Origin of the sequence: Bradyrhizobium sp. LCT2 (genome assembly GCF_009931255.1) — a bacterium.
GTDB lineage: Bacteria > Pseudomonadota > Alphaproteobacteria > Rhizobiales > Xanthobacteraceae > Bradyrhizobium > Bradyrhizobium diazoefficiens.
The window spans coordinates 4,413,788-4,438,854 of record NZ_CP034432.1; the positions used below are offsets into that span (position 1 = coordinate 4,413,788).

26 protein-coding genes are annotated in these 25,067 nt (G+C 65.9%); 11 read left to right on the forward strand and 15 right to left on the reverse strand.

Annotation, left to right across the window (positions count from 1 at the left end):
• Positions 1 to 4: 4 nt before the first annotated feature.
• Together EI171_RS21275 and EI171_RS21280 are read left to right on the forward strand one after the other, a co-directional pair.
• Complete coding sequence (locus EI171_RS21275) at positions 5 to 289, forward strand: hypothetical protein (protein ID WP_038967087.1); 285 nt, start codon at positions 5 to 7, stop codon at positions 287 to 289.
• 231 nt (positions 290 to 520) lie between these two features.
• Positions 521 to 967, forward strand: a complete 447-nt coding sequence (locus tag EI171_RS21280; protein WP_161534593.1) for a hypothetical protein — start codon at positions 521 to 523, stop codon at positions 965 to 967.
• Here the strand turns inward: EI171_RS21280 and EI171_RS21285 are convergent.
• On the reverse strand, positions 964 to 1,803 hold the full coding sequence (locus EI171_RS21285) for a GNAT family N-acetyltransferase (RefSeq protein ID WP_161534594.1): 840 nt from the start codon (positions 1,801 to 1,803) through the stop codon (positions 964 to 966). The two genes, EI171_RS21280 and EI171_RS21285, sit on opposite strands and share 4 nt — an antisense overlap.
• A gap of 100 nt (positions 1,804 to 1,903) precedes the next feature.
• Between EI171_RS21285 and EI171_RS21290 the strand changes: the two genes are divergently transcribed.
• Both EI171_RS21290 and EI171_RS21295 read left to right on the forward strand, forming a co-directional pair.
• Positions 1,904 to 2,608 carry an SDR family oxidoreductase gene (locus tag EI171_RS21290; RefSeq protein WP_011088050.1) on the forward strand — a complete coding sequence of 235 codons (705 nt, stop codon included), beginning with the start codon at positions 1,904 to 1,906 and terminating at the stop codon, positions 2,606 to 2,608.
• 271 nt (positions 2,609 to 2,879) lie between these two features.
• Positions 2,880 to 3,713 carry an outer membrane protein gene (locus tag EI171_RS21295; RefSeq protein WP_011088049.1) on the forward strand — a complete coding sequence of 278 codons (834 nt, stop codon included), beginning with the start codon at positions 2,880 to 2,882 and terminating at the stop codon, positions 3,711 to 3,713.
• A gap of 71 nt (positions 3,714 to 3,784) precedes the next feature.
• Here the strand turns inward: EI171_RS21295 and EI171_RS21300 are convergent, their stop codons facing one another.
• Positions 3,785 to 4,840, reverse strand: a complete 1,056-nt coding sequence (locus EI171_RS21300; protein ID WP_161534595.1) for a serine hydrolase — start codon at positions 4,838 to 4,840, stop codon at positions 3,785 to 3,787.
• Positions 4,841 to 5,167: 327 nt separating this feature from the next.
• On the opposite strand from EI171_RS21300, the gene EI171_RS21305 reads away from it, so the two are divergent.
• Entirely contained in the window at positions 5,168 to 5,557 is a 390-nt protein-coding gene (locus EI171_RS21305; protein ID WP_161534596.1) for a helix-turn-helix transcriptional regulator, read from the forward strand.
• Positions 5,557 to 6,048 (forward strand): SRPBCC family protein, encoded by a 492-nt coding sequence (locus tag EI171_RS21310; protein WP_060912555.1) that lies wholly within the window; start codon positions 5,557 to 5,559, stop codon positions 6,046 to 6,048. Before EI171_RS21305 ends, EI171_RS21310 begins: the two co-directional genes overlap by 1 nt.
• Before the next feature lie 179 nt (positions 6,049 to 6,227).
• Here EI171_RS21310 and EI171_RS21315 read toward each other — a convergent pair whose 3' ends face one another.
• Positions 6,228 to 7,202, reverse strand: a complete 975-nt coding sequence (locus tag EI171_RS21315) for a tripartite tricarboxylate transporter substrate binding protein (RefSeq protein ID WP_161534597.1) — start codon at positions 7,200 to 7,202, stop codon at positions 6,228 to 6,230.
• Between the two features lie 36 nt (positions 7,203 to 7,238).
• Complete coding sequence (locus EI171_RS21320; protein ID WP_161534598.1) at positions 7,239 to 8,120, reverse strand: IclR family transcriptional regulator; 882 nt, start codon at positions 8,118 to 8,120, stop codon at positions 7,239 to 7,241.
• A 212-nt stretch (positions 8,121 to 8,332) separates the two neighbouring features.
• Between EI171_RS21320 and EI171_RS21325 the strand changes: the two genes are divergently transcribed.
• Complete coding sequence (locus EI171_RS21325; RefSeq protein ID WP_028171453.1) at positions 8,333 to 9,175, forward strand: hypothetical protein; 843 nt, start codon at positions 8,333 to 8,335, stop codon at positions 9,173 to 9,175.
• 65 nt (positions 9,176 to 9,240) lie between these two features.
• Here EI171_RS21325 and EI171_RS21330 read toward each other — a convergent pair whose 3' ends face one another.
• The 4 genes from EI171_RS21330 to EI171_RS21345 all read right to left on the reverse strand — a co-directional run bounded on the left by EI171_RS21330 (position 9,241) and on the right by EI171_RS21345 (position 13,754).
• On the reverse strand, positions 9,241 to 10,452 hold the full coding sequence (locus EI171_RS21330; RefSeq protein ID WP_161534599.1) for an ABC transporter substrate-binding protein: 1,212 nt from the start codon (positions 10,450 to 10,452) through the stop codon (positions 9,241 to 9,243).
• 46 nt (positions 10,453 to 10,498) lie between these two features.
• Positions 10,499 to 11,350 (reverse strand): fumarylacetoacetate hydrolase family protein, encoded by an 852-nt coding sequence (locus EI171_RS21335; RefSeq protein WP_161534600.1) that lies wholly within the window; start codon positions 11,348 to 11,350, stop codon positions 10,499 to 10,501.
• A gap of 27 nt (positions 11,351 to 11,377) precedes the next feature.
• Complete coding sequence (locus EI171_RS21340; RefSeq protein WP_161534601.1) at positions 11,378 to 12,886, reverse strand: bifunctional 3-(3-hydroxy-phenyl)propionate/3-hydroxycinnamic acid hydroxylase; 1,509 nt, start codon at positions 12,884 to 12,886, stop codon at positions 11,378 to 11,380.
• A 76-nt stretch (positions 12,887 to 12,962) separates the two neighbouring features.
• Positions 12,963 to 13,754, reverse strand: a complete 792-nt coding sequence (locus tag EI171_RS21345) for a DNA-binding transcriptional regulator (RefSeq protein ID WP_161534602.1) — start codon at positions 13,752 to 13,754, stop codon at positions 12,963 to 12,965.
• Positions 13,755 to 13,900: 146 nt separating this feature from the next.
• Between EI171_RS21345 and EI171_RS21350 the strand changes: the two genes are divergently transcribed.
• On the forward strand, positions 13,901 to 14,884 hold the full coding sequence (locus EI171_RS21350; protein WP_161534603.1) for a VOC family protein: 984 nt from the start codon (positions 13,901 to 13,903) through the stop codon (positions 14,882 to 14,884).
• Between the two features lie 32 nt (positions 14,885 to 14,916).
• On the opposite strand, the gene EI171_RS21355 is transcribed toward EI171_RS21350, so the two are convergent.
• On the reverse strand, positions 14,917 to 15,579 hold the full coding sequence (locus EI171_RS21355; RefSeq protein ID WP_011088037.1) for a response regulator transcription factor: 663 nt from the start codon (positions 15,577 to 15,579) through the stop codon (positions 14,917 to 14,919).
• Complete coding sequence (locus tag EI171_RS21360) at positions 15,576 to 16,958, reverse strand: histidine kinase (protein ID WP_110116318.1); 1,383 nt, start codon at positions 16,956 to 16,958, stop codon at positions 15,576 to 15,578. Before EI171_RS21360 ends, EI171_RS21355 begins: the two co-directional genes overlap by 4 nt.
• Before the next feature lie 190 nt (positions 16,959 to 17,148).
• Between EI171_RS21360 and EI171_RS21365 the strand changes: the two genes are divergently transcribed.
• The gene (locus tag EI171_RS21365; protein ID WP_161534604.1) at positions 17,149 to 18,024 is read left to right on the forward strand and encodes a DUF3280 domain-containing protein; all 876 of its coding nucleotides are present in this window, start codon (positions 17,149 to 17,151) and stop codon (positions 18,022 to 18,024) included.
• Here EI171_RS21365 and EI171_RS21370 read toward each other — a convergent pair.
• The 3 genes from EI171_RS21370 to EI171_RS21380 are packed head-to-tail and all read right to left on the reverse strand — an operon-like array spanning position 18,021 to position 21,058.
• Positions 18,021 to 19,052: an L-idonate 5-dehydrogenase gene (locus tag EI171_RS21370; RefSeq protein ID WP_161534605.1), complete on the reverse strand. Its 1,032-nt coding sequence runs from the start codon at positions 19,050 to 19,052 to the stop codon at positions 18,021 to 18,023. The two genes, EI171_RS21365 and EI171_RS21370, sit on opposite strands and share 4 nt — an antisense overlap.
• A 26-nt stretch (positions 19,053 to 19,078) precedes the next feature.
• Positions 19,079 to 19,846: an SDR family oxidoreductase gene (locus tag EI171_RS21375; protein ID WP_028171461.1), complete on the reverse strand. Its 768-nt coding sequence runs from the start codon at positions 19,844 to 19,846 to the stop codon at positions 19,079 to 19,081.
• Between the two features lie 12 nt (positions 19,847 to 19,858).
• Positions 19,859 to 21,058: a mandelate racemase/muconate lactonizing enzyme family protein gene (locus EI171_RS21380; RefSeq protein ID WP_038967093.1), complete on the reverse strand. Its 1,200-nt coding sequence runs from the start codon at positions 21,056 to 21,058 to the stop codon at positions 19,859 to 19,861.
• A gap of 173 nt (positions 21,059 to 21,231) precedes the next feature.
• Here EI171_RS21380 and EI171_RS21385 point away from each other — a divergent pair, with 173 nt between their 5' ends.
• Together EI171_RS21385 and EI171_RS21390 are read left to right on the forward strand one after the other, a co-directional pair.
• Positions 21,232 to 21,999 (forward strand): GntR family transcriptional regulator, encoded by a 768-nt coding sequence (locus EI171_RS21385; RefSeq protein WP_011088031.1) that lies wholly within the window; start codon positions 21,232 to 21,234, stop codon positions 21,997 to 21,999.
• A gap of 24 nt (positions 22,000 to 22,023) precedes the next feature.
• Positions 22,024 to 23,388 carry an MFS transporter gene (locus tag EI171_RS21390; protein ID WP_011088030.1) on the forward strand — a complete coding sequence of 455 codons (1,365 nt, stop codon included), beginning with the start codon at positions 22,024 to 22,026 and terminating at the stop codon, positions 23,386 to 23,388.
• A 50-nt stretch (positions 23,389 to 23,438) separates the two neighbouring features.
• Here the strand turns inward: EI171_RS21390 and EI171_RS21395 are convergent, their stop codons facing one another.
• Positions 23,439 to 23,675, reverse strand: coding sequence for a hypothetical protein (locus tag EI171_RS21395; RefSeq protein ID WP_028171463.1), 237 nt, complete (start codon positions 23,673 to 23,675; stop codon positions 23,439 to 23,441).
• Positions 23,676 to 23,795: 120 nt separating this feature from the next.
• Positions 23,796 to 25,046: an arsenic transporter gene (locus EI171_RS21400; RefSeq protein WP_028171464.1), complete on the reverse strand. Its 1,251-nt coding sequence runs from the start codon at positions 25,044 to 25,046 to the stop codon at positions 23,796 to 23,798.
• Between the last annotated feature and the right edge of the window lie 21 nt (positions 25,047 to 25,067).

The window sequence follows — 25,067 nt, forward strand, 5'->3', positions numbered from 1 at the left end:
TGACATGAGGTTGCTTCTGCTCGCATCCGGAATAGGATTCATGAGCGTGGTTGCGATGGCGCCGGCCGGGGCCGGCGACGGTCACACCACGGTGGTCCAGGACGAAAACGGGACGGCGGCGATCACGCAAAGCGGCGATCCCGCGCAGGCCGAGGTCAGGATCGAGAAAGAGCCCGGGCGCACCACGGTGTACCGGCGCAGCGGCGGAAACACCGCGATCGTGACGCAGGGCACCGGAAATGCGCAGGACATGCTCGATTGGCTGCGCAAGCACCAGCAAGACCACTGACACGTCCTGCTGACGCAGAGAGGCCCATCGTCCCTGAAAGGACGACGGGCCACCCGCGTTGGCCGGAACGACGTCGCTGAAACAGGCCGGGACTTCCGGGCGTTCTGCCGCACCTTGTTCCCCGTTAATCCCGTGTCTTAACCAACAATTAATTATACGTTTGCGGGTGGGCGACAGCCCGGCCTAGCGTGTGGTGGGGAGCCGCCGAAGCCAAACGAGTTGGTGCGTATCATGATGTCCAGATCATATGGGGCGCTGCTCGCCTCGCTCAGCGCAGCCGCGCTGCTCCTTTCTTCCAGCGACAGTTTTTCAAGGCCCGGCGGCGTTGCTGCGCATGGGCTCGCTGCGGCGCCGCCGGCCGCGGCAATGCGTCCGCCGATCGCGCCGGGTGCCCGGTTCCGCGGCCGCAATACGCCGTGGGTCTATTGGCCGGGTGGCGGCGGGTTCTTCTACGACGGCGCGGGCTACGGCCAGCCCTTCGCCGACGCCGGGCAGCCGCTCTCCAACGACGTGCGCTACACCTATACCTATGACGTTCCCTGGGACTGGACGCATCGCTTCCCGCCGAACGTGGTGCCGTCCGACCGGCCCTACGTGCCGAGCTGCCCGACGGAGCAGGTGACGGTGCCCGGCCGCGGCGGCGGCGAGCACACCGTCAACATCATGCGCTGCTACTAGCCCAGCTCAAAGCTGGTCACGCCGAAGACGCGGTCGATCCGCAGCGGCGCGATCGGCCCCGTGTACATCCGCGCCGTCTCGAACACCGGCTTGAGGCCGAGCTGTTCCGCGAGCGCGATGGCCTCGCGATTGACGGCGGGGACATCGAGGAAGACTTCGCCGCCGCCCGCACTTGCAAGCAGGGCCTGCACGACCTTCTCCGCGGCGGCGCGATCATCGGCGACGAGCGGGCCGATCTTGTGGCCGCTCCGGCACCGGCGGATCACGCCCCATGCGGCAAGCTTGCCATCACGCAACAGCGCGCGGCCGACATGTCCTGATGTGTTGATCCAGGCGCGCAGGAAGGCGCTGCGCCGCGCTGGGAACACCGTGGCATCGTCGGCTTCAACGAGCGCGAACGGAACTCTGTCGAGCGCGATGATATCGGCAGGCGCCGGCGGCGGGGTGAGGCTGCCGCCATAGCGGATATTGGCGTAGGCAAGCTGGAAGCCGGACTTTCTGTAGTTGTCCTGCTGCGCCACGACGCCGTCGAGCCCGATGACGCGGGGCTGCGCATGCGCGATCGCCGCGTTCCAGATGCGCAGGCCGTGGCCGGAACCGCGAAAACTTTCACGCACGATGTAGAACCCGAGAAAGGCGAAGCGGTCGTCGTAGTTGACACAGGAGACCGTCGCGACCGGCTCGCCGTCGATCTCGCCGACGAAGAAGGCTTGCGCGTCGGGGATGGCGAAGCAGGCGGCGTCGGCGAGGCCCGGATTCCAGCCCTCGGCCGCGGCCCAGTCGACGGCGATCGAGATCTCCTCGGGGCGCAAATTGCGGATCTGCAAATCGCTCATGACGGATGCCTTCGACGGTGGACCTGCCGGCAAGTCTGGCGGTAGAAGGCCTCATGATAGGCCGGGCCCGCGGCTCGCCTCAAGACAGGGATGATCAGTCATGGCAGCAGAGAAAGTCGCACTCGTCACCGCCGGCGGCAGCGGCATGGGGGCAGGGGCTGCGCGGCGGCTCGCGGCCGACGGCTTCCGCGTCGCGATCCTGTCGTCCTCCGGCAAGGGCGAGGCGCTGGCGGCCGAGCTCGGCGGGCTTGGCGTCACCGGCTCCAACAAGTCGAATGAAGATCTGAAGCGTCTCGTCGACGGCGCGATGGCGAAGTGGGGGCGTATCGACGTGCTCGTCAACAGTGCGGGCCACGGGCCGCGCGCGCCGATCACGGAGATTACCGACGAGCAGTGGCACACCGGCCTCGATACATATCTGCTCAACGTGATCCGGCCGACCCGGTTGGTGACGCCGGTGATGCAGGCACAGAAGGCTGGCGCCATCATCAATATCTCGACCGCCTGGGCATTCGAGCCGAGCGCGATGTTTCCGACATCGGCGGTGTTCCGCGCAGGCCTTGCCGCCTTCACCAAGATCTTCACCGACACCCATGCCGCCGACAACATCCGCATGAACAACGTTCTGCCGGGCTGGATCGACAGCCTGCCGCAGTTAGATGCGCGCCGCGACAGCGTGCCGATGAAGCGCTACGGCAAGGTCGAGGAGATCGCGGCGACGATCGCGTTCCTGGCGTCCGACGGCGCAGCCTACATCACCGGCCAGAACATCCGTGTGGACGGTGGGCTGACGCGCTCGGTCTGACGCCGACAGATTCGAATCGCGCTCGCGCCGCCTTGTCGTGATGCGACACCGGCGCGCGTAGCGCGCCGCGGATGAAGAGCGAGGCGTGGCTCTTGGGTCACACTCCTCGTCCGTTCGCACGACGTGGGGCGCACACTACGTCACAGTCCCTATGAACTTCGCCGCAGCCCAAGACGGCATGGGGCCGGCGGCCTATGCCCGATCTGCGCCGGATGCCTTCCGCCCGCGCGCATTCGAAACGCGAGCTGATCGCGTGGGCAAGGAGACTAGAATGAAGAAGTTTTTGCTGGCGGTCGCTTCGGTTGTTTTGGGCACCGCATCGGTGCAGGCGGCCGACCTCGCGGCGCATTACACCAAGGCGCCGATGATGGCGCCGGCCTACAACTGGACCGGATTTTACGTCGGCGGCAATGTCGGCGGGCAGTGGGGCAGCTCCGATCCCAGCACCTCGACCGTGTTTTCTCCGACGGGCTATTTCGCCGCCAGCAGCGTTCCCGCCATCAACACGGTCGGCGCCCAGGGCATCAACAGCTCCAGCGTGACCGGCGGCTTCACCGCCGGCTACAACTGGCAGGTCAACCATGCCGTGCTCGGCCTCGAAGGCGACATCAACTATTTCGGCTTCAAGGGCAGTGCGACCGGTTCGGCGCTTTATCCCTGCTGCGCGCCGACCGGCTTTACGGTGTCGTCGTCGGTCTCGGCCGACTGGCTCGCGACCATCCGCGGCCGTATCGGCTTCCTGGCCGCTCCGACCTGGCTGCTCTACGCCACGGGCGGCGCCGCGATCGCGGAGGTCAAGGGCAATTTCAACTTCACCGACACGTTTGCGGGAGCAACCGAGTCGAGCGCGATCCGCGACACGCGTCTCGGCTGGACCGCGGGCGTGGGCACCGAATATGCGTTCGGCGGCGGCTGGTCGCTCAAGGCCGAATATCTCTATGTCGATCTCGGACGCGCCAGCGCGACCAGCACGAACCTTGCTGCCTTCGTGCCGGCCATCGCATTTCCGAGCAACGTCTACACCCACTCGGTCGATCTCAAGTCGAACATCGTGCGCGTCGGCGTGAACTACAAGTTCGGCGGACCAGTCGTCGCCAGATACTGAGCTTCATCCCGTTCCGAATCTGGCGTGGAAAGCCCCGGCTCAGCCGGGGCTTTCTGTTTCGAGGGCCGGCTTCAGTGCGAGGCCACGAGCTTCGCCAGCGCGGGCAGGATCCTGTAGCGCGCGATCTCGTGCGGATATTCGCCGCGATTGGCCAGCAGCACGATGCCGATCCGCCGCGCCGGCACGAGGCCGAGATAGCCGGAGGCGTTGTTGAGGCCGCCCGGCTTGTCGACGACGGTGGCCTCGGGAAGATGCACCGTCTCCCACGCCATGCCTTGCCCGAATTTCTCGTCGACGCGGAAGGTCTCGTGCTGCGTCATCCTCAGCGCCTCGCGCAAATGCGGGTCGACCGAGTGGCCATCGACGCAGGCCGCAACGAAGGTCGAAAGATCCCGCGGCGAAGAGAATATCTGGCCGGTGCCGGGGAAATCGAAATAGCTCTGCTGGTTGCCGGGCGGGCCGATCGCCATGCCCTGATCCGAATAGCCCTGGACGACCCGCTGCATCCACGCTGCATCCATGACGGCACGGTTGTCCTCGCCGCGTACGGGCACCGAGGTCGCGGTCATACCGAGCGGCTTGAAGATGCGCTGTTCGAGCTGGGTTGCGATCGGCGTGCCGTAACAGCGTTCGAGCACGAGCTGGAGCAGCACATAGCCGGCATGGCTGTAGATGCGCTGCTTGCCGGGCGCCTCGCCAGACTGCGGTCTCCAGGCGTTGAGCATCTCGATGAACTGTGCGCGCGAGAACTCCTCGTTCGGCCAGGGCGGGTGGTCGGTCGGCAGCAGCAGTCCCGACGTGTGCGTGACGAGTTCGCCGACGGTGACGCGGCGGATAGAGTCGCCGGTGAGCTCGGGCAGGTATTTCGGCAGGCGGTCGTCGAGCCGCAGCTCGCCCCGGAGCGTGCCGAGCGCGACCAGCGTCGCCTCGAACGGCTTGCGCAGCGAGCCGAGGTTGAACAACGTGTCCGACGTGACCGGCCGTCGCATGGTGTCGTCGGCAAAGCCGTAGTTGAAGAACTCGACATGGCGGCCGGCATAGAGCGCGGCGGCGAGGCCGCCCGGTTGGTCCGGCGTCGCGGTCGGCGCCAGCTCATTGGCGACGATGTCGCGCATCTGCGCGATCATGTCGGAATCCGCAGCCGCCTCGCGCGGCCTGATGAGGCCGATTGCGAGCGGAAGCAGGGCCGCCCTGGCGAAGCCGCGCCGGCTGATCGAAAGAGATCGTAAGGTGACAAGAGAGGACACGCGCTTGATGAACAGATTGCCGACGCCCCCGGCGCCAGTCGTACCTGCAAACCGCGTCCCGCCTCAATTCACAATCGCGCGTTGGAAGTTCCGTAGCGAACCTTCTAGCCGCCTATCCAGCGCACGGCCGCGTCGACGACGGATTTTACTTAGCTTGTCGGCTAACAAATATTGACGCGGGTTCGCGACGGGTCTATAGTTAGCTTCATGGCTAACCAATTGTCTCGACTGGACCAGATTTTTTCCGCGCTCGCCGACCCGACACGGCGGGCGATCGTGATGCGGCTATGCGCCGGCGAGGCCTCGGTCGGCGAGCTCGCCGAGCCGTTCGAGATGGCGCTGCCGAGCTTCATGAAGCACGTCCATGTGCTGGAGACGAGCGGGCTCGTCCTGTCGGAGAAATCCGGCCGCGTGCGCACCTGCCGCCTCAGCCCGGACGCGCTCGTCGGCGCGGAGGACTGGTTCCAGCAGCAGCGCGCGATCTGGGAGGCGCGCCTCGACCGGTTCGAGGCTTACGTGATGAAGCTCAAGAAAGAGAAGGAGAGGGCGGCCGTCAAGCGGCCGTCCCGAACAACCAAACGGAAAGGTTCTGAGTGATGACGAATTCTGCCAATCCCGCTTTGTCGCAATGGTCGCTCGACCGCGAGATCGTGATGTCGCGCGTGATCGACGCGCCGCGCGATCTGGTGTTCGAGGCGTGGTCCGATCCGAAGCACCTGCCGCAATGGTTCGGGCCCAAGGGTTTCAAGATCGAGACCTTCGAGATCGACGTGCGGGTGGGCGGCGTCTGGCGCTTCAACATGATCGGCCCCGACGGCACCGTCTATCCGAACCGCATGCGCTTTCGGCGCATCGAGCGGCCGTCCTTGATGGAGATGGACCATGGCGTCGACGGGGACGACGATCCCGGCATGTTTCGCTTCACCGTCACCTTCGCCGAGCAGAGCAACGGCAAGACCGTGCTGATGATGCGGCAACTGGCCTCGAGCACGGAGCAGCGCGATGGCATGATCAGCTTCGGCGCCGTCGAATACGGCTACCAGACGCTGGACAAGCTCGCGGCTTATGTGGGCGCGTTGAAGAGGTAGCTGCACCGTCAGTCGTCATGCCCGGGCTTGTCCCGCCTGCGCGGCCGAAGCCGCTCCGGCGAGGCGAAGGCCCGGGCATCCACGTTCTACGTGCCGCGCGGTCAGGCGTGGATGGCCGGGACAAGCCCGGCCATGACGAGAGGAGGTCGATGGCGCCCCTCACTCGTCCACCTCGGCTGTCACTCCCCCTTCAGCCCGGCCTCGCGGATCAATCCGGCCCACCTCTGGGTCTCGCTGTCGATGAACTGGCCGAATTCGGCGGCGGTGCCGGTGCGCACTTCCAGGCCCTGGGCGGTGAGCTTGTCCTTCACGGCGGGGTCGGCGAGCACGCGCGAGACTTCGGTCTGCAGCTTGTCGACGATCGGCTGCGGCGTTGTGGCCGGCGCCATGAAGCCGAACCAGCCGGCGGCGATCACGTTGGGAAAGCCTTGCTCGCGCAGCGTCGGAGCCTGCGGATAGAGCGGGCTGCGCTCGCTTGAGGCGACGCCGAGCACGGCGAACTTGCCGCTCTGGATGTAGGGCAGCGCCGTCGGGAGTGCGGTCAGCGTGGCATCGACGCGGCCGGCGAGCAGCTCGGTGTAGGACGCCGCGTCACCGCGGAACGGGATGTTGAGACCCTTGACGCCGGCATCCCTGAACAGGAGCTCGCCGGCAAGATGCGGCTGCGAGCCGGCGCCGGGTGAGGCGAAGGTCAGTCCGTCCGGCTTCGATTTGCCGTAGGCGATCAGGTCCGGCAGCGTCTTGAACGGCGCTTCCGCGCTGATGATCAGGAACAGCGGCGCGATCACCGCCATCGCGACCGGCCGAAGATCCTTGCGATCATAGGTCAGCTTGCCGAACAGCGCCTCGGCGGTGGCATAGGGGGCCGCGACATAGAGAATGGTGTAGCCGTCGCCCGGCGCATGCGCGACGAGATCGTTCGCAATGCGCGTGCCGGCGCCCGGCTTGTTCTCGACGATGAATTGCTGGTGCAGGCTGCGGCCGAACTCTTCGGCGAGCAGACGCAGCGAGATGTCGTTGGAGCCGCCGGGCCCATAGGGCGAGATCAGCCGCACCATGTGCGACGGCCAAACGTCCTCAGCGCGCGCGGAGACTGGAAGCCCGGACAGGGCAAGGGCGAGGGTGCCCAGCAATGTTCGGCGTGTGACGGTCATGTTGGCCTCCCGGTGGTGGAGCGCCAGTTGTCTTGTTCATTTCCTGGCCCTCTTCTTGTTTTGCTTTTGTGTCTCGGCCGCCGGCCCTGCCGCGCCGACGATGGCGCGGATACTGTCGGCGAGCGCGGCGATGCGCGGGCCGATCTCGGCCTCCAATTGGCCGGGCTGGAGCCGGAACGCCGGAATGCCGCAATTGATGGAGAACGACCGCCTCGTCTCATCTGCATGAAACAGCGGCGCGGCGACGGCGTGGATCGAGGCCATGTACTCGCCCCAGCAGGTGCAGAAGCCGCGGCTGGCGCATTGTGCAAGGCCGGCGCGATATCTGTCGCGAAAGGCCGACCACAGCTCGGCATCCTCGCTTGCGATCTGCTGTTCGAGCAGCACTGCATCGGCCGGCGGCAAGGTCGCCGCCGCGGCGCGGCCCATTGCCGTCATCACTACGGGAATGGGCATGCCGATGTCGGGGACGTGCGGGCCGACATCGCCGGAGCGCGCGGTCTCGACATAGATCATCGACGTGCCGTCCAGCAGGCCGATCGAGACCGTGCCGCGCACGCTCTGCGCCAGCTCCATCATCATCGGGCGCGCGACCTGGCGGAACTGCATGTCGGCAAGCAGCGGATGCGCCATCCGCAGGGCGCGTGCCCCGACGCGGTATTTCGCACGTTCGGCGTCGTAGCGGAGGTAGCCGAGCTCGGCGAGCGTATGCGTCAGCCGTGCCACCGTCGGCCGCGGAATCCCCGTCAGCGTCGACAGCTCCATGTTGCCGAGCTGCGTCGTTCCGGCCTTGAACGCCTCGAGCACCACGAGGCCCTTTGCCAGCGTCGTCGCGAACGCGGCGTCATCCGCGCTCGAAGCCAGCACCGCGGCGGCGGATGAGGAGGCGGGAGGCGGTTTGGACGCGGTTCGAGCCATGGGAGTTTTAATGGACCCGCTCCGCTGGCTTGTCCAATATATTCGACAATTTTGCCTCTTACGTCCAATATGTGGACGCGCTCTCCGTCGTTACCGCGGGCAAAAAAGACGCGCGCGAGCGGAGCCGCACACAGATTTTTGTCGTGATTCCATGGCGTCCTGTGACAGGATTATTACGAATAGATGTCACGTCGATTACAGCGGAGCGATTCATGTTGCAGTGGCAGGCGCGGTCAAATCCCCTCGCGTGGTGGTGGGGGTCGCTCACGCTCGTCAGCAGCGCCAACATCCTCGTCTGGTTCATGCTGTATCGCGAGTTCTACCCGACGGTTGCGGGCAGCGTCGGCGGCGGCTCCGACATCGGGCTGATGTTCCTGCTCTGCGCGGGGTATGTGTTCGGCTGCGCCTTCCGCTCGTTCCTGCCGCGCGCCGACGTGCAGCGCATCTGCCTGTTCGACACCTGGCTCTCGAGCGTCTTTGTCGGCCGCTCGGTCGCGACGGTGGCCGAAGTCTGCTTCGCCGCGCAATGGGCGGTGATCCTGCATCAGCTCGGCACCATGACGGGTGCCGAGACGGCCGTGAACATCGCGTGGGTGATCGTGCCCGTGATCATCATCGCGGAGTGTTTCTCGTGGTACGCGGTCGTGACCACCAACTATCTCTACAACGCGATCGAGAATTCGCTGTGGGCGGTGACCTTCTTCCTCGCCGGCATCGCGCTGTGCCGCCTGATGCCGGAATTCCAGGGCGTGGTGCGCTGGGCTCTGATCGCCGGCATCGTCGGCATCGCCTGCTTCCTCGCCTTCCTCGTCACCGTCGACGTGCCGATGTATCTCAGCCGCTGGCGGGCAGGGCATGCCGAGGGCGGCAGGTTCCTGGGCTTCCTCGAAGGCCTGCATGACGTCTCGACCCGCTGGGTGGTGACCCACGACATCGCGCACTGGAAGGGCGAGCTGACCTGGATGTTCCTGTATTTCAGCGCCGCGGTGTGGTCGAGCCTGGCGCTCTGCGCGCTCTACGCGATGGAAGGCTATCTGACGCGCTATCTCGCCTGAGGGTTGATTCCTATTTTGACGCGTTTTCTTAACGCGAACCGGTATCCACTTCGCTTGAAAACGCTTTACTTGCCGACTAGGCTGCACTTGCTGCGGTCGAGCGGGCGGAAGGCCTGGTCGGGCGGGATCGTCGCGACCAGCTTGACGAAATCCCACGGGCCTTTCGACTCTTCCGGCGTCTTGACCTGGACCAGATAGAGATCGTGCACCATGCGCTGGTCCTCGCGGATGCGGCCGTTGGTGGTGTAGGCATCCGACACTGGCGTCGCCTTCATCTTGGCCATCACGATCGCGCTGTCGTCCGTATCGGTGTCCTTGATGGCCTGCAGATAGTGGCGTACGGCGGAATAAACCCCGGCCTGGATCTGTGAGGGCATCGCCTTGCGGCGCGCATAGAACGCATCGGAAAATTTCCGCGCCGCCGGCGAGATATCCTCGAAGAACGAGGTCACGATAAGGTCGCCGCGCGTGGCCTTCAGGCCGACCGCTTCGATGTCGACATTCTGGAACGACATCGGCACGATCTTCATGCCCTGCGCGGCGAGCCCGAATTCTTCGGCCTGCTTGATCGCGGTGGCGTTGTCGCCGGCGACGTTGATCGCCAGGACCTTTGCGCCCGAGGACTGCGCCTGGAGCAGGAACGAGCTGTAGTCGGGCGTGCCGAGCTGGGCTTTAACGCCGCCAGCAACCTTGCCGCCGAGCTCGGTGATGCGGGCGCGCGCGGTCGCCTCGATCGAATGACCGAAGGCGTAGTCGCCGGTGATGAAGAACCATGGCTCCTTGCTGGTCTGCATGATGCCGGAGACCACGGCAGTCGCGGTGGAGTAGGCGTCCTGGGTCCATTGCACGCTGGTCGGCGCGCAGGCCTCATCCGTGAGCTGGTTGGCGCCGGCGCCGGAGACGAGGAAGATCCTGCCGTTGCCGCGCACCAGCTCCTGCACCGCGAGCGCCGCGCCCGAGCTGCCACCGTCCGCGATCGCCTGCACGCCGTCGCTGAACCATTTTCGCGCGAGTGAGCCTGCAAGGTCCGGCTTGTTCTGGTGATCGGCCTGCAAAATCTCGATAGGCTTGCCGTTGATCTTGCCGCCGAACTCCGCCGCCGCCATTCGCGCCGCCTCGACCGAGCCCGGACCCATGGCGGTGGCGAAAATCCCGTTCATGTCGGTGAGGACGCCGATCCGGATGGCGTCGCCTTTGATCTCGGCGCGTGCGGCGGTGCCTGCGAGCGCCAGCGTGATCAGCAGGATAGCGGCGGAGGTCGTGCGGTGAGTGGCCATGGCGTTTCCTGATTTTGTTGTCGTTTTGATTGAGCGACGTTGGCGGTCACTCCGGTTCGGCGATGATCTTGTTGCGCAAGGTTCCGATGCCGGAGATCTCGACCTCGACGGTGTCGCCGGGGCGCATCCACAACGGCGGCGTGCGCTTTGCGCCGACGCCGCCGGGCGTGCCCGTGACGATGACGTCGCCGGGGACCAGCGGGCAGATCGTCGAGATGTAGGCGATCAGCCCCGGGATGGCGGTGATCAGGAGATCGGTGGTGGTGTCCTGCACCACCGTGCCGTTGAGCCGGGTCTGCAAGGTCAGCTTTGACGGATCGGGAATTTCGTCCGCCGTCACCAGCCATGGGCCGAAGCTGCCGCTTTCGGCAAAGGTCTTGCCGGAAAGGAACTGGCTGGTGTGACGCTGCCAGTCGCGGACGCTGCCTTCGTTGTAGCAGGAATAGCCGGCGATGTGGTCGAGCGCGCGGTTCGCGGGGATGTGCCGGCCTTGCTTGCCGATGACGAGCGCAAGCTCGCCCTCATAGTCGAAATCGTCGCTGACTTTCGGCTTCACGATCGGCTGGAGATGGCCGACCTGGCTGCAGGGAAAGCGAACGAAGAGTGCGGGCTTCTCGGTTACGATACGTCCGGTTTCAGCGACATGGTCGCGATAGTTCAGGCCGACGCAGATGATCTTGCCGGGATCGGGGATGACGGGCGCGAAGCTGACCTTGTCGAGGGCATGATCGGGCGCGGCCGACGCGACGAGCTTTGCCGCCTCGGCGACGCGACCGGCTTCGAGCAGCTGCCGCAGTGTCGTGCAGCCTGCCATGCGCGCGCCGAGGTCGACGACGCCGTTGTCCTTGACGGCCCCGAAAGAGGCGCGGCTGTCGACGATGAAAGAGAGCAGCTTCATGAGAGTGTCCTTGGAAAGCGGGTTCGGTCAGGCCGCGGACGGCACGCGGGTTGGGGGAGTAACGGCGGCGACGAGTCGTTCGAACTCGGAATCGTTGCGGGCCGTGCCACGCACATAGCGGTCGGGACGGACCAGCGCGGCGATGATGCCGTGCTCACGCAGCCAGTGCCCGACGCCCTGGGCTTCGTCGCCGGTCAGGATTGCGATCCCAGCCGGCGACGGGGCAAGATGCGATGGCAGCGCGGCCGCGCTCTCGACAAGCAGCACATGGCTGTAGCCGGTCCGGTCATCGCTGCGGCGACCGTCGTTCAGCTCGAACTGCGGTGCGAGATGCCCGGCCAGCGGCAGGCCGCCGAGCGCGAGCCCGGGGCCGAGCAGGGGCTTTTTCACCTCGAGTTTCACGGGCGCGTTGTCGCGCGCTTCGCCGGCGGCAAGGCCGGCCTCGATCGCCTTGGTGTTGATGATGCCGCCAAGGCGAATGGCGAGCTCGATGAACTCCCGCACATGCGGCCGGCGCTCGCTCTGATAGGTCTCCAGCAGATCAGGCGCGGCGCCGTCGCGGATGATCGCGCCGAGTTTCCAGGCAAGGTTGGCGGCATCCCGGATGCCGGCGCACATGCCCTGTCCGAGGAAGGGTGGGGTCTGGTGTGCGGAATCGCCCGCGAGCAGCAGCCGTCCGCCCCGCCATTGCTGCGCGATCACGGAATGAAAAGTATAGACAGCGGCGCGCTCGATCTCGGCGTCGTCGGGCGTGATCCAGCGCGACAGCAGCTCCCAGACCTTGGCCGGCTGCGCCACATCTTGCGAATCCTCGTCCGGCAACACCGTGATCTCCCAGCGCCGCCGGATGCCGGTGCCGCGCACATAGGTCGCCGGCCGCCGGGGGTCGCAGTGCTGGATGCTGTAGTCGCCGAGGTCATCGCGGTCGCGCTTGAGCAGCACGTCGATCACCAGCCAGCGCTCGTGAAAGCCGAGATCGTCCATGCCGGAGCCGATGAAGCGGCGCACCAGAGAGCGGGCACCGTCGCAGCCGACCACATAGCCGGCACGGACTTCACTCAGCGTCCCATTGGAAAGGTCCTCGTAGCGGACGCGCACGCCGGTCTCATCCTGATCCAGCGCGAACACGTCGCAGCGGTTGCGCAGGGTGACATGCGGCCAGCGCGCAAGGCCATGGATCAGCACGTCCTCCAGATCGGGCTGGTGGAAGCGATAGCTGAGATTCCATCCCATCGGCGTGAGCGTCTGCGGGCGCGACCAGTCCAGCAGCATCCGGCCGCCGGCGTCGAGAAAGAGCATCCCGGGGCTGAGGATGACATGCGGCAGGATCGCGTCGGCGAGGCCGATGGTCTGGAACACGCGCATGCATTCGTCGTCGAAATGCACCGCGCGCGGCAGGTGATAGGTCCGCGCCTCGCGCTCCAGTACCAGCGTCCGCACGCCGCACAGTCCGAGCAGATTGGCCAACGTGGCGCCAACCGGGCCGCGGCCGACGATCACGACATCAAACTCTTCGGGGGTGGACTTATGTTGCATGGGGCTATCTCTTCCCCAAGCCGCGCCGCGGCATCAATGCCGTCGCGCCAAGTGTCCGCCCAGCGGACGGACCCTGCTAGACCTCGACCGGGATGGCCGATGCCGTTTCCCGAAGCTGTCCTGCAAATTGCGCCACCGCTTCTTCAATTCCGAGGGCCGAGCGGATCCAGATGATGGAGATGCAGCCGAACACGGCGCCGTTGCGCACGATGGGGACCGCGATCGAGGCCGTCTTGGGATTGTACTCGCCCTCGCTGCGGATGGCGTAGCCGCGGGCTTGCGTCTCGGCGATCATGCGGTCGAGGCGGCCTTCGTCGAGGAAGGGGCGGTCGTCGGCCTCGTCGATGCGGCGCAGATGATTGACGATCAGGTTGCGCTCGCGCGCAGGACAGGCGGCGAGATAGGCGCGGCCCGCGGACGTCCGCAACATCGGCAGGCGCTTGCCGATCATGCCGCGGTCGATCGAGAGCGGGCTGCGGGAGTGCGTGGTTTCCTGCACCACCATCGCGGCGTTCTCGTAAGTCGAGAGATCGACCGGCCAGACGAGGTTCTTGCTGAGCTCGGCGAGATAAGGCGCCGCCACCTGGCAGATCACCACGCCCGGATCGTAGCCGTCGCCGAGACTGAGCGCGCGCCGGGTCACGCGAAAGCGGTCGTCGCTGGCGCTGCGGGCGACATAGCCAAGTTCCTCCAACGTCTCGAGCAGGCGATAGACGGTCGGGCGAGGCAGGTCGAGTGCGCGGGCGACGTCGCCCGCGCGGATGCCGCCGGACCGGTTGACCTCGTGCAGCACGTCCAGCCCACGCTTGAAGGCGCGGACGCCCTCCGACTGCCGCGGCGCTCCGGTCCGCGTCCGCTCCTTGGACACTTCGCATTTCCTCCCTTGTGCCGTTTCGCTCCGCGACTATCGTCATCGCAAACGAGAAGCGATTGCGGACGCCACCGTAGGAGCGTGCGCGGCCGGTATCAAGTTCGCCGCAGTGCGGCGGGTGCGATGCCCTCGGGAGGACGTCGATGGAAATCACCGCACTCGGCTATGTCCGGATCAATTCATCCCAGCTCGATCAGTGGGGCCAAATGGCAACCCGGCTGCTCGGCATGCAGCAGGTCGATCGCGGCGGCAAGATGCGCGCCTTCCGCATGGACGATCGCAAGCAGCGGCTGATCGTCGACGGCAGCAGCGACGCCGGGCTGGCGGTGATGGGATGGGAAGTTCCCTCAACCGCCGAGCTCGATCAGTTAGCCGGGCGGCTGGAAAGCCATAGCGTGAAGGTGACGCGCGGCTCGCGCGCGCTCGCCGACGAGCGTCATGTGGCCGAGCTGATCACGTTCGCCGATCCCGCCGGCAACCGGATTGAGGTCTTCTGCAAGCCGGAGCTTGCGAGCGAGCCTTTCCAGCCTGGGCGGCCGATCTCTGGCTTTCGCACCGGCGCGCTCGGCATGGGGCACGTGGTGCTGAACGTCGAGGACGTCGAGCCGCTGTTGCCGTTCTACCGCGACGTGCTCGGCTTCCAGGTCTCCGATTTCGGGCTCAAGCCCTATGGGCTCTATTTCTTCCACGTCAACGGCCGCCACCACAGCTTTGCGATGGTAGGCTCCGGACGGAAGGCGCTGCATCATTTCATGGTCGAGCTCGGCAGCCTCGACGATGTCGGGCAGGGCTACGACCTCGCGCAGCTGGATGACGGCCGTATTGCCTATACGCTGGGGCGGCACACCAACGACCACATGACCTCGTTCTACGTGAATACGCCCTCGGGCTTCTTCATCGAATATGGCTGGGGCGGCCGCGTCATCGATCCCGAGACCTGGCAGCCGCACGAGACCTTTGACGGCCCGTCGCTATGGGGCCACGAGCGGCTCAACATGCCGGAGGAGCAGCGCAAGCGCCTGCGCGACATGAGGCTGGACGCCGCGGCCCGCGGCGTGCGCGTCGCCGACCCGCGTGTGCCGCCGCTGAACTGCGCATGGCTGGACGCGGTGGTCGCGCGCGAATGATCCGCCGCCAGGCGGGAGAGCGCAAGCGGCGATCAGGCCTTGCCGAGATCGACCTGCGTCAACAGTCCCTGACGCAGCGCCAGGCGGACCAGCTCGATGTCGGAGTCGACGCCGAGCTTGTCCTTGATCAGCGAATGCAGGTTTGCCACCGTCTTCGGGCTGACGTGGAGCGTCTCGGCGATCTCCTCCGTCGACTCCTCGGCCAGCAGCAGCCGCAGCACCTCGAACTCGCGCGGCGTGAGGACGTCGGCAGCCGAGCTCTCGCCGCTGATGCGGCTCAGTGCGAGTTCGTGGTCGATGTCGGGGCTGATGGCGATCCTGCCCGCGAGCACGTCCATCACCGCGCGCACCAGCGTTTCGGGCGGACTGGTCTTGGTGACATAGCCCCTCGCGCCGGCGCGGATCGCCTGCACGGCAAAGCCCGCATTCTGGTGCATGGTGAAGACGAGGATTCTCGCGCCCTTGTCCCACTGCCTGATCCGCCTGACAGCCTCGATGCCGCCGATGCCGGGCATGCTCAGATCCATGATGACGAGGTCGGGCGCCACGGATTTGAAGAGACGGTAGGCCTCCGCGCCGTCGGCGGCTTCGGCGACGACGCGCAGGCCCGGCTGCTTCTGGAGCACCGAGCGATAGCCTTCGCGGACGACGGAATGGTCGTCGACCAGCAGGATGGTCGCATCGCCCGCGCTCATGCCGCCCGCTCCAGCACCGGCCGATCGGCCGCGACAGGGATGGTGACGCGCAGCGCAGTGCCGCCATGCGGTCCGGCCTCGAAGCTCAATTTGCCACGCAGGGCCGCGACGCGCTCGCGCATGCCGAGCAGGCCCATTCCGGATTTCGCGGCGGGATCGCTCGACCGTCCGTCGTCGTCGATCGCAAGCGCGATCTCGTCGGCACGCATCGTCAGTTCCAGACTCACCTTGGTTGCGCCGGCATGCTTGGCGGCGTTGGTGAGAGCCTCCTGCACGATGCGATAGAGGCTGGCGCTGATCGCGGCCGGCAGGGTCTCGAAGGCGCCGTCGAAGCGGATCGCAAACCGCGTCTCGCCGCGGCTGCGTCCGTTCCAGCCGGCGACCAGGCCTTCGAGGCTGGCGACCAGCCCGAGCTCTTCGACATCGGGCGGACGCAGCCTGAACAGCGTGCCGCGCAGCATCTCCATCATGCCGGTTGCAGTCCGCGCGATGCCGTCGCATTCGGACAGCAGGGAAGGGCAGTCCTGCACGGCGGTCTGGCGGGCGGATGCGGCGAGCGCGCGGATGGCGGCCAGTGACTGGCCGAACTCGTCGTGCAGCTCGCGCGCGAGATGGCGGCGCTCCTCGTCCTGGAGCGCGATCAGCTTTCGCGTCAGCTCGCTGCGCTCGGCTAGCGCGGTGTCGAGGCTTTCGGCGAGATGGTTGAAGACGTCGCGGATGGCGGAGAGCTCGGCGAGATCGAACGGCGGCAGCCGCGCGGTGAGGTCATTGGCGGCGATTCGTTCGAGGCCGGTGCGGATCATGCGGGTGGGGCGCAGCGCCCGCGCCAGTGCCGCATAGACCAGTGCGCAGAGCAGCGGCAGTGCGATCGCAAGCGCAATCATCAGGCGGCCGGCCTCGTGCCATGCCTCCGCCGTCTGCACGGCCGGATCGACCGAGACCACGGTCTCGCCGAGCTTCGCTCCGCGCACGATCACTGGCCGCGCTGCCTCACGGCCGGGGTCGAACAGGCTGCGATAGAAGGCCGCGAAGACCTGCGGCGGCGGGTTTGCCGGAGTAGGCGCGCCACTGCAGAACCGCTGGAGTATCTCGCCGCTCGTGCCACGGAATGCCAGGCACAGGCCGGGCGTCATCACATAGGCCGATACGGGGTCGAGGTTGGGGAAGTCCGAGCGCGGGTTCGCCACCCACTGGACCTTGCCCTGTTGCAGCTCCAGCGACTTCGCCACGATGGCGGCGATACCGTCGATGCGCGCATGCGCCTCGCGGTCGGCCGTGACAAGGAAATAGGCGGAGATCACGGCGAAGCAGGCGGCCGATATTGCGGCCACGCGCAACGTCAGACGGACCTTGAGATCGAATCTCGGGCGGTTCCACATCGGCAGGCACCTGGCGCGAACGGGTTTGTCGCCTCCGCATTAAACGGCAGAACGCAAGCGGCGGAAAGCGCTGCGCTTGCCGCAGTGCAACGTCGTGAAAATTTCCCGGCGTTCGCCGGGACGGGCACGGTTGCATGGCGAGAGGCGACCATCCAGGTTTTCAGGCCGTTCCGTCACACGAGGCCCGCTCATGCACCTGTCCCGGTTGATCTGCTCTGCTTTTCTCCTTGTCGTCCTCCCGGCGGCCTATTCGCCAGCCGGTGCCGGGGCGGCCATCGGCGTTGCCATGGACGATTTCAGCTATACCGATACGTCGGCCGAGCCGGCCAACCAGACCGCCGCCCATGAGCGGCGGCTGTCGGCGTTCATGGCGGCGCTCAGGCGGGATATCGGCGCGGATGGTCGCTACCGGCTGGCACCATCGGCCCAGGACGGTGCGGCGTTCAAGGTTATCGGCGGCATCCAGAAGACGAGCACGCTGGTGCAATGGGCCAAGGTCGCCGTGATCGACGTCGGCGCGAAGAGGCTCGTGATGGACAAGCTCTACACCTTCCGCGGCGACAATGATGAATCCTGGGAGCGCGCCGAGATTTTTGTCTCCCGCGAGGTGATGGCCGCGCTCAGCACGCCGGCGCCGGTCGCGCTGGCGGTGTTCGATTTCGAGCTCGAGGACACGACCGCAGCTTCGGCGGGCGCCTCGGCCGCTTCGGATGCGTCATACCTGGCCGAGGTCACCGGCAGCGTGCGTGAGGCCCTGGGCCAGTCCGGCCGCTACCGTATCGTCGATATCAGCGGCGAGGCGGTGAAGGCGCGTGCCTTGCGCGACTGTGGCGGCTGCGAGGCCGCGATTGCGCAAAAGCTCGGCGCGGACCAATCGCTGATCGGCGTGGTGCGGCGGGTCAGCCGCACCGAGTACACGCTCGGCTTCCAGGTCCGCGATGCCAGGACCGGCGCCGTGGTGTCGCGCGGCGACAGCGGCCTGCGCATGGGCGCGGACTATTCCTGGAAGCGCGGCGCCGTACGGCTGGTCAGCGACCGGCTGATCGAGAGCCAGGCAAAGCCCTAGAACGATAGCTGCACCTTCATCGACTGCGAACGGTCGCTGGCAAGCTCGAAGGCGGCGACCGCGTTCTCGAACGGCATGGTGGCCGTGATCAGCGGCTTGACGTCGATCAGGCCTTCGCCCATCAGGCGAACCGCGAGCTCGAACTCGGGATCGAAGCGGAAGGTGCCGCGGAGCTGCAATTCCTTGGCGACGATGGCGTTGATCGGCAGCGTCATCTCGCCGCCGAGGCCGAGCTGCACCAGCGTGGCGCCGGGCCTGAGCACGTCGAGCGCCGTGCGGAGCGCAGCCTGGTTGCCGGAAGCCTCGAACAGCGTGTCGAACACGCCCTTGCCGGCGCGCCAGGGATCGAGCGCGGTGGCATGGGTCGCGACGTTGATGGCGTGGGTGGCGCCGAGCTTTCTGGCGACCGCCAGCGGCGCGTCGGCGACATCGGTCACCACGATCTCGGACGCCCCGCCGAAACGCGAGACCAGGATCATCAGTGCACCGATCGGGCCGCAGCCGGTGATCAGCACGCGCTTGCCGAGGAGGGGGCCGGCCTGCTTGCCGGCATGCAGGCAAACCGCGAGCGGCTCGGCGACCGCGGCCTCGGCCAGCGACAGCTTGTCGGAGATCGGCACGGCCTGCGTCGCATCGATCGTGAGGAACTCGCGAAACCCGCCCTGCACATGGGGAAAGCGCATCGCGCTGCCGAGGAAGCGCATGTCGAGGCACTGGTTGCGCATGCCCTCCTGGCAATGCAGGCACTGGCCGCACGGCTTGCTCGGATTGACGGCGACGCGCGTGCCGGGCTTCACGCTGGTGACGCCGTCACCGACGGCCGCGACCACGCCGGCGATCTCATGGCCCAGCGCCATCGGCTGCTGGATGCGCACGACGCCGAAGCCGCCGTGGTGATAGTAGTGCAGGTCCGAGCCGCAGATGCCGCCATTGGCGATCTTGACGCGGACCTCGCCCGGGCCGGGTGCCGGATCGGGATAGCTGTCGATCCGCAGGTCTTTCGGGGCGTGAATGACGACGGCGCGCATGGTCTCTTTCCCTTAGCGTTTCGCGATCACATCGCGGCGATCATGCCGCCATCGACATAGATGATCTGGCCGTTGACGTAAGTGGAGGCGTCCGACGCCAGGAAGATCGCCGCGCCGACCAGCTCGTCCGGTCTGCCCCAGCGCTTGGAGGGGATGCGGCCCATCAGCCAGTTGTTGAAATCGGTGTTGTTGACCAGCGCCTCGTTCATGTCGGTCAGCATGTAGCCGGGGCCGATCGCATTGGCCTGGATGCCGTGCTGGGCCCATTCCACCGCCATCGAGCGGGTCAGGTTCTTGATGCCGCCCTTCGCTGCCGTGTAGGGCGCGATGGTGGGACGTGCGAGCTCGCTGCCGAGCGAGCCGATATTGATGATCTTGCCGCGCTTGCGCGGGATCATGCGCTTGCCGGCCTCGCGGCCGATCACGAAGGCGCTGGTCAGGTCAGTCTCGATCACCTTGCGCCATTCGTCGGTGGTGAACTCGACCAGCGGCTTGCGGTGCTGGATGCCGGCATTGTTGACGAGAATGTCGACCTCAATGCCCTTCTTGTCGAAGTCATTGAACGCCGCGACGATCGCCGGCTCGTCGGTGACGTTGAACGCAGCACCTTCCGCCTGGTGGCCGGCGGTACGAAATTCGGCGACGGCCTGCTCGACGCGCTTGGGATCGACGCCGTTGATAATGATCTTGGCGCCGGCCTTGGCCATGCCCTCGGCGATGGCGCGGCCGAGGCCGCGGGAGGAGCCGGTCACGAGTGCGGTGCGGCCGGAAAGGTCGAAAAGGGCGGTGCTCATCTCAAGAAATCCTCAGACGTTGGAGCGGCGCACGGTGAGATCGCTGCGGTCGAATACCGCAGGCAGCAGGTCCACGCCAAGGCCGGGGCCTTCCATCGGGAAGACATAGCCGTCCTTGATAACAGGCATCGTGGTGACGAGCTCGTTGTACCAGCCCTTGTAGAAGGCGCGCACCGATTCCTGGATCAGCGTGTTGGGCTGGCTGAACGACATGTGGATGGCGGCGATGAAGCCGATCGGGCCGATGCAATCATGAGGAGCAAAGGGCCGGTGATAGGTCTCGGCCATCGCCGCGATCTTGCGGCCTTCGGTGAGGCCGCCGGTCCAGCACAGATCCGCCATCACCACATGCATGGCGTCGCGGTCGAGCATGTCCTTGTAGGGGAAGCGCGAGCCCAGCGTCTCGCTGGCGCAGACCCAGACGTCGGTCGAACGCGCATATTCGGCGAGCGCCTGCGGCGAGTTCATGCGGATCGGGTCTTCGTACCAGGTCGGCTTGTAGGGCTCGAGCGCGCGCGCGATCTGCTTGGCGGTCGGCAGGTTCCACAGCGAATGGAGCTCGACCATGATCTCCATCTTGTCGCCGACCGCCTTGCGGATCTTCTCGAACGGCTCGATCGCCCGTTTCATCTGCGCAGCGGTGATGTAGAGCCCCTTGTTCTCCTGGGCCGCCGGATCGAACGGCCAGATCTTCATTGCGGAGATGCCGCTCTCCAGAAGGCTTTCGGCGAGCGCGTCGGCGTGGTGCATGAAGCCGTCGAGGTCCTCATAGGGACCCTTGGAGGCACCGAGATTCCAGTTCGCGACCGGGCTGATATTGGTGGAGCGGACATATTGCGTGCCGGCGCAGGTGTTGTAGATGCGCTGCTTGTCGCGGCAGAGGCCGCCGAGCATCTGGTGTACCGGCTGATTGCAGACCTTGCCGAACAGATCCCACAGCGCGATGTCGATCGCTGAAGCGGCGCGATACTCGACACCGGTCGAGGATTGCGCCATCGGCAGGTTCAGCATGTCGCGGTGGATCGCTTCGATGTGCAGGGGATTGCGGCCGAGCAGTCGGCCGGCGAACGTATCGTGGATCTGCGCTTCGACCGCGCCCGCGCCATAGAAGGTTTCGCCGAGACCGATCATGCCCGTGTCGGTGTGGACGCGCACCCAGATGACGTTGGAAAATTCCTCGGTGCGCAGCGTCTCGATCGACGTGATCTTCACGGCAACAATCCTCCCATCACAGGCGCCTCGCGCCTGAAGTCTCATTTCGCACTGCAACATGTTGCAGGTCGCGCCGAAGTCTTACGCCTGCTTGTAATATATCACAACATGTTTTAAGGGTGCCACAAATAGGCGCCACCCAGCAATGAGAGCGCGGCTGACAGGAGGACGACATGGCACGGCGCAAGCGCGCGCTCGAGGTGGTGAGAAACGAGGACGACGGCGAGGGCAAGCCCTCCCGGCGCAACCGGCTCAACTTCTTCGAGCTGGCTTACCAGAGGATCGAAGAGCTCCTCGTCCACTGCGAGCTCAAGCCCGGACAATTCATGACGATGCTGGAATTGCAGCACATCACCGGCTTCGGTCGCACACCGGTGCATCACGCCGTCAATCGTCTGTCCGCCGACACGCTCATCATCATCCGTCCGCGCCACGGCCTGCACATCGCGCCGATCGATCTTGCGCGCGAGCGGATGCTGCTCGCCTTGCGCCGTGACATGGAGCGCTTTGTCGTCCGGCTCGCGGCCGATCGCGCCAGCCTGTCGCACCGTAATCAGGCGCTGCACATCGAGCGCCTGCTGCGCGAGCGCCGCGCCACCCTGACCCTCGACGAATTCAATCACATCGACCGCCGCATCGATGCGCTGGTGCTGGAGGCGGCCGGCGAGCCGTTCCTGGTGCACACGCTGCGGCCGCTGCACACGCTGTACCGCCGCATCGGCTACATCCACCACCGCTTCATGCCGGGCCAGGCCGATCTTTCCGGCACGATCGACCATCATCTCGCCATTCTCGCAGCCGTCGCCAGCCGCCGCGTCGATGACGCCGTGAAGGCGAGCGATGCGCTGATCGACTACATGGGCGAGATGTTCACGGGCATGGAGGCGGGGATCGACCCGCGCCTGCTCGACTGCAGCATCGAGCCGCTGCTCGGCGCGTAAAGAGTTCTGGAGAAAGGAAGAAGAATGTCGACGATGGCGATGCCACAACCGACCGCGAGCGAAGCCGCGGTCCGCTACCTGATCACGAACTACAGTCCCAAGGGTAACAAGGTCGGCTGGCTGATGATGGCCTCGATCCTCGTCGAGGCCTGGGATCTCTATTCGATCGCCTTCGTGCTGATCTTCATCAAGGAGCAGTACAATCCCGATCCGCTGATGCTGGGTCTTGCCGCCGCCGGTACGCAGGGCGGCGCGTTGATCGGCGCGCTGCTCGGCGGCTGGCTCTCCGACAAGATCGGCCGCCGCGTCATGTTCCTGGTGACGATGGTGCTGTTCATTGTGCTGGCGCTGGCGCAGGCTTTCGTGCCGACCGTCGGTTGGCTCGTCGTGATCCGCTTCCTGCTCGGCATTCCGCTCGGCTCCGATATCTCGACCGGCTACACCTACATCATGGAATCCATGGCCAAGGGTGAGCGCGAGGTCATGGGCAACCGCTGGCAGTTCATGTTCGCAGTCGGTGAAGTGCTCACCATCGGCGTCATCGTGATCTTCCTGCTGATCGACATGCAGCACGAGATGCTGTGGCGCGTGACGCTCGGCCTCGGCGCGGTGCCGGCGCTGATCATCCTGATCATGCGTCATGACGTGCCGGAGACGGCGGTGTGGCTGGTGCAGAAGGGACGCTACCGCGAGGCCAAGCAGGTCGCGCGCGAGATGTTCAACGACAATCTCGACATGCTGCCGGATCAGGATGTGGTGGTTCCGAAGACCAGCACGCGTGCGTTCCTCGCCGACCTCAAGAAGGATCCGATCCGCTGGCGCGCCACGGTCTACGGCTGGATCGCTTGTTTCACCCAGGCGAGCGAGTTCTCGACCTTTGCGTTCTACCTGCCCGTGCTGTTCGTGATGGTCGGTGTGTCGAGCGTGCTCGGCATCAATCTGGTGACGATGGCGCTGTTCTCCTTCGCCGCTCTGTCCGGGTGGGTCGGGCCGCTGTTGACGCCGAAGATTGGCCACCGCGGCATCGCGATCGCCGGCTTCTCGATCGTGATGGCCTCGTTGCTGGTCGCGGCCTTCGCGCTTTACACCGACAACAAGATCCTGCTGCCGTTCGCAGCGGCTGCCATGTTGTGGGGCCATTACTGGGACGCGTCGAACTGCATGACGATCCCGACCATGGTCGCCAAGCCGAAGTACCGCGGCACCGCCAGCGGCTTCGCCTACATGTTCGTGAAGCTGCCGTCGTTCCTGGCGATCTTCCTGTTCCCGACGGTATTCGCTGCGATCGGGCAGGCGAATGCCACGCTGATGGTCGCGATCTTCCCGCTGATCGGATTGCTCGCCGCCATCTTCATCCTGCCGGAAGTGTACGGCTACGAGAACGACTGAGGATGCGCTGCCCGGTCGCGGCCGTTATGGCCGCGATCGGGCTTTTCCAGCTACGGGCTCAGGAAGACGGGATCGATCCCGGTCCCATGGCTGAGCAGGCCGATCGCCTGAAGCTGGGCGGCGTGCAGGTCGATTTCCACGATGGCGAACAGGGCCAGCAGCGCCACGACGGAGAAGACGAGCAGGGGATGGGATGTCTCCCCGCGGCCCTCAGCGGGCGCGATGAAGCTCCGGATTTCGCGGCGCAGGGAAAAGCTCTGCGGCAGCGCCTTTGATTGAATCTGCATGATGAACCTTCCTTGCCGCGGCATGTCTTGCGCGACAAGTGAACTCTAGCTGTGGTTGCCCCGCCGTCATTGATGCACCGCAAACAATTGCACTTGATTGGTCGGCGGATTCGGCCGCGACTACCTGATCGCGGCAGCCAGCGCGGCGACCAAAGCGGGCGGCGTCACCAGCAGACCCAGCTTGAGGAACGGCCAGGCGCCAACCTCGATCTTCTCCCGCCGCAGCGCGACCAGCCAGAGGATGGTGGCGAGCGACCCCGTTACCGACAGATTGGGGCCGAGGTCGACGCCGATCAGGATGGCGCTGACGACGGGCGCGGGCAAATGATCGCTGGCGGCGACCGAGCCGGCGACGAGGCCGACCGGAAGATTGTTGGCGACATTGGTGGCGAATGCGGTCGCGATGCCGACGCTCCAGGCAGCTTTCGGGATCGATTGCGCGACCGCTTGGTGCAGCAGCGCGCTGAGCTGCCCGATCACGCCGGTCTTCACCAGCGCTTCCACCAGGACGAAGAGCCCGCCGACCAGCGGCAGCACGCTCCAGGACACGCCGCGCAGCACAGGCAAAGGTGACTGCTGGCTGATTAGCAGCACGATCGCGGACGTCGCCACGCCGCAGATGAAGGTCGGCAAGCCGAGTTGCCTGTCGAGCGCGGAGGCCGTGACCAGCACGATTCCGATCGCGATGATGCCCACGGCTGTGAGCTTGCCGCCGCGGCTGAGCTTCGAATGCGGCACGCTGCGCGCGATGGTCTCTTCCTTCAGCGCGCGGTGCTGGGTCAGGCGCAGCACGACATAGGTGAGCAGGATCGAGGCTGCCGAGGGCAGGGCGAACAGGCGCAGCCATTCGGTCAAATGCGGCATGCGCGCGCCGAACACGACGAGGTTGGCCGGGTTGGAGATCGGTAGCACGAAGCTTGCGGCATTCGCGATGAAGGCGCAGACGAACAGATAGGGCAGCGGCTTGGCGCCGGCCGCGCGCGTCGCGGCATAGACGGCGGGTGTCAGCACGATCGCGGTGGCATCGTTGGAGAGCAGCACGGTGACAAGGGTGCCGACGAGATAGATCAGCAAAAACAGCCGCTGCGGCGATCCGTCTGCATATTCCACCGCGAGCGCGGCGAGATAGTCGAACAGGCCCTCGAGCCGCGCCAATTCGGCGATCAGCATCATGCCGATCAGGAAGAGATAGACATCGACGCCCTTCTCGATGCCGAGAAGCGCATCCTGCCACGGCAGCAAACCGAGCAGCACGAGGGCGCCAGCGCCGATCACGGCCCAGATCGCTTCGGGGAGGCGGAAGGGACGGATGATGACGCCGGCGGTCGCGGCGACGATGATGCTCCAGGCCCAGATGGCGTCAGACGGCACGTTCAGTCCTTGAGGTTTGGT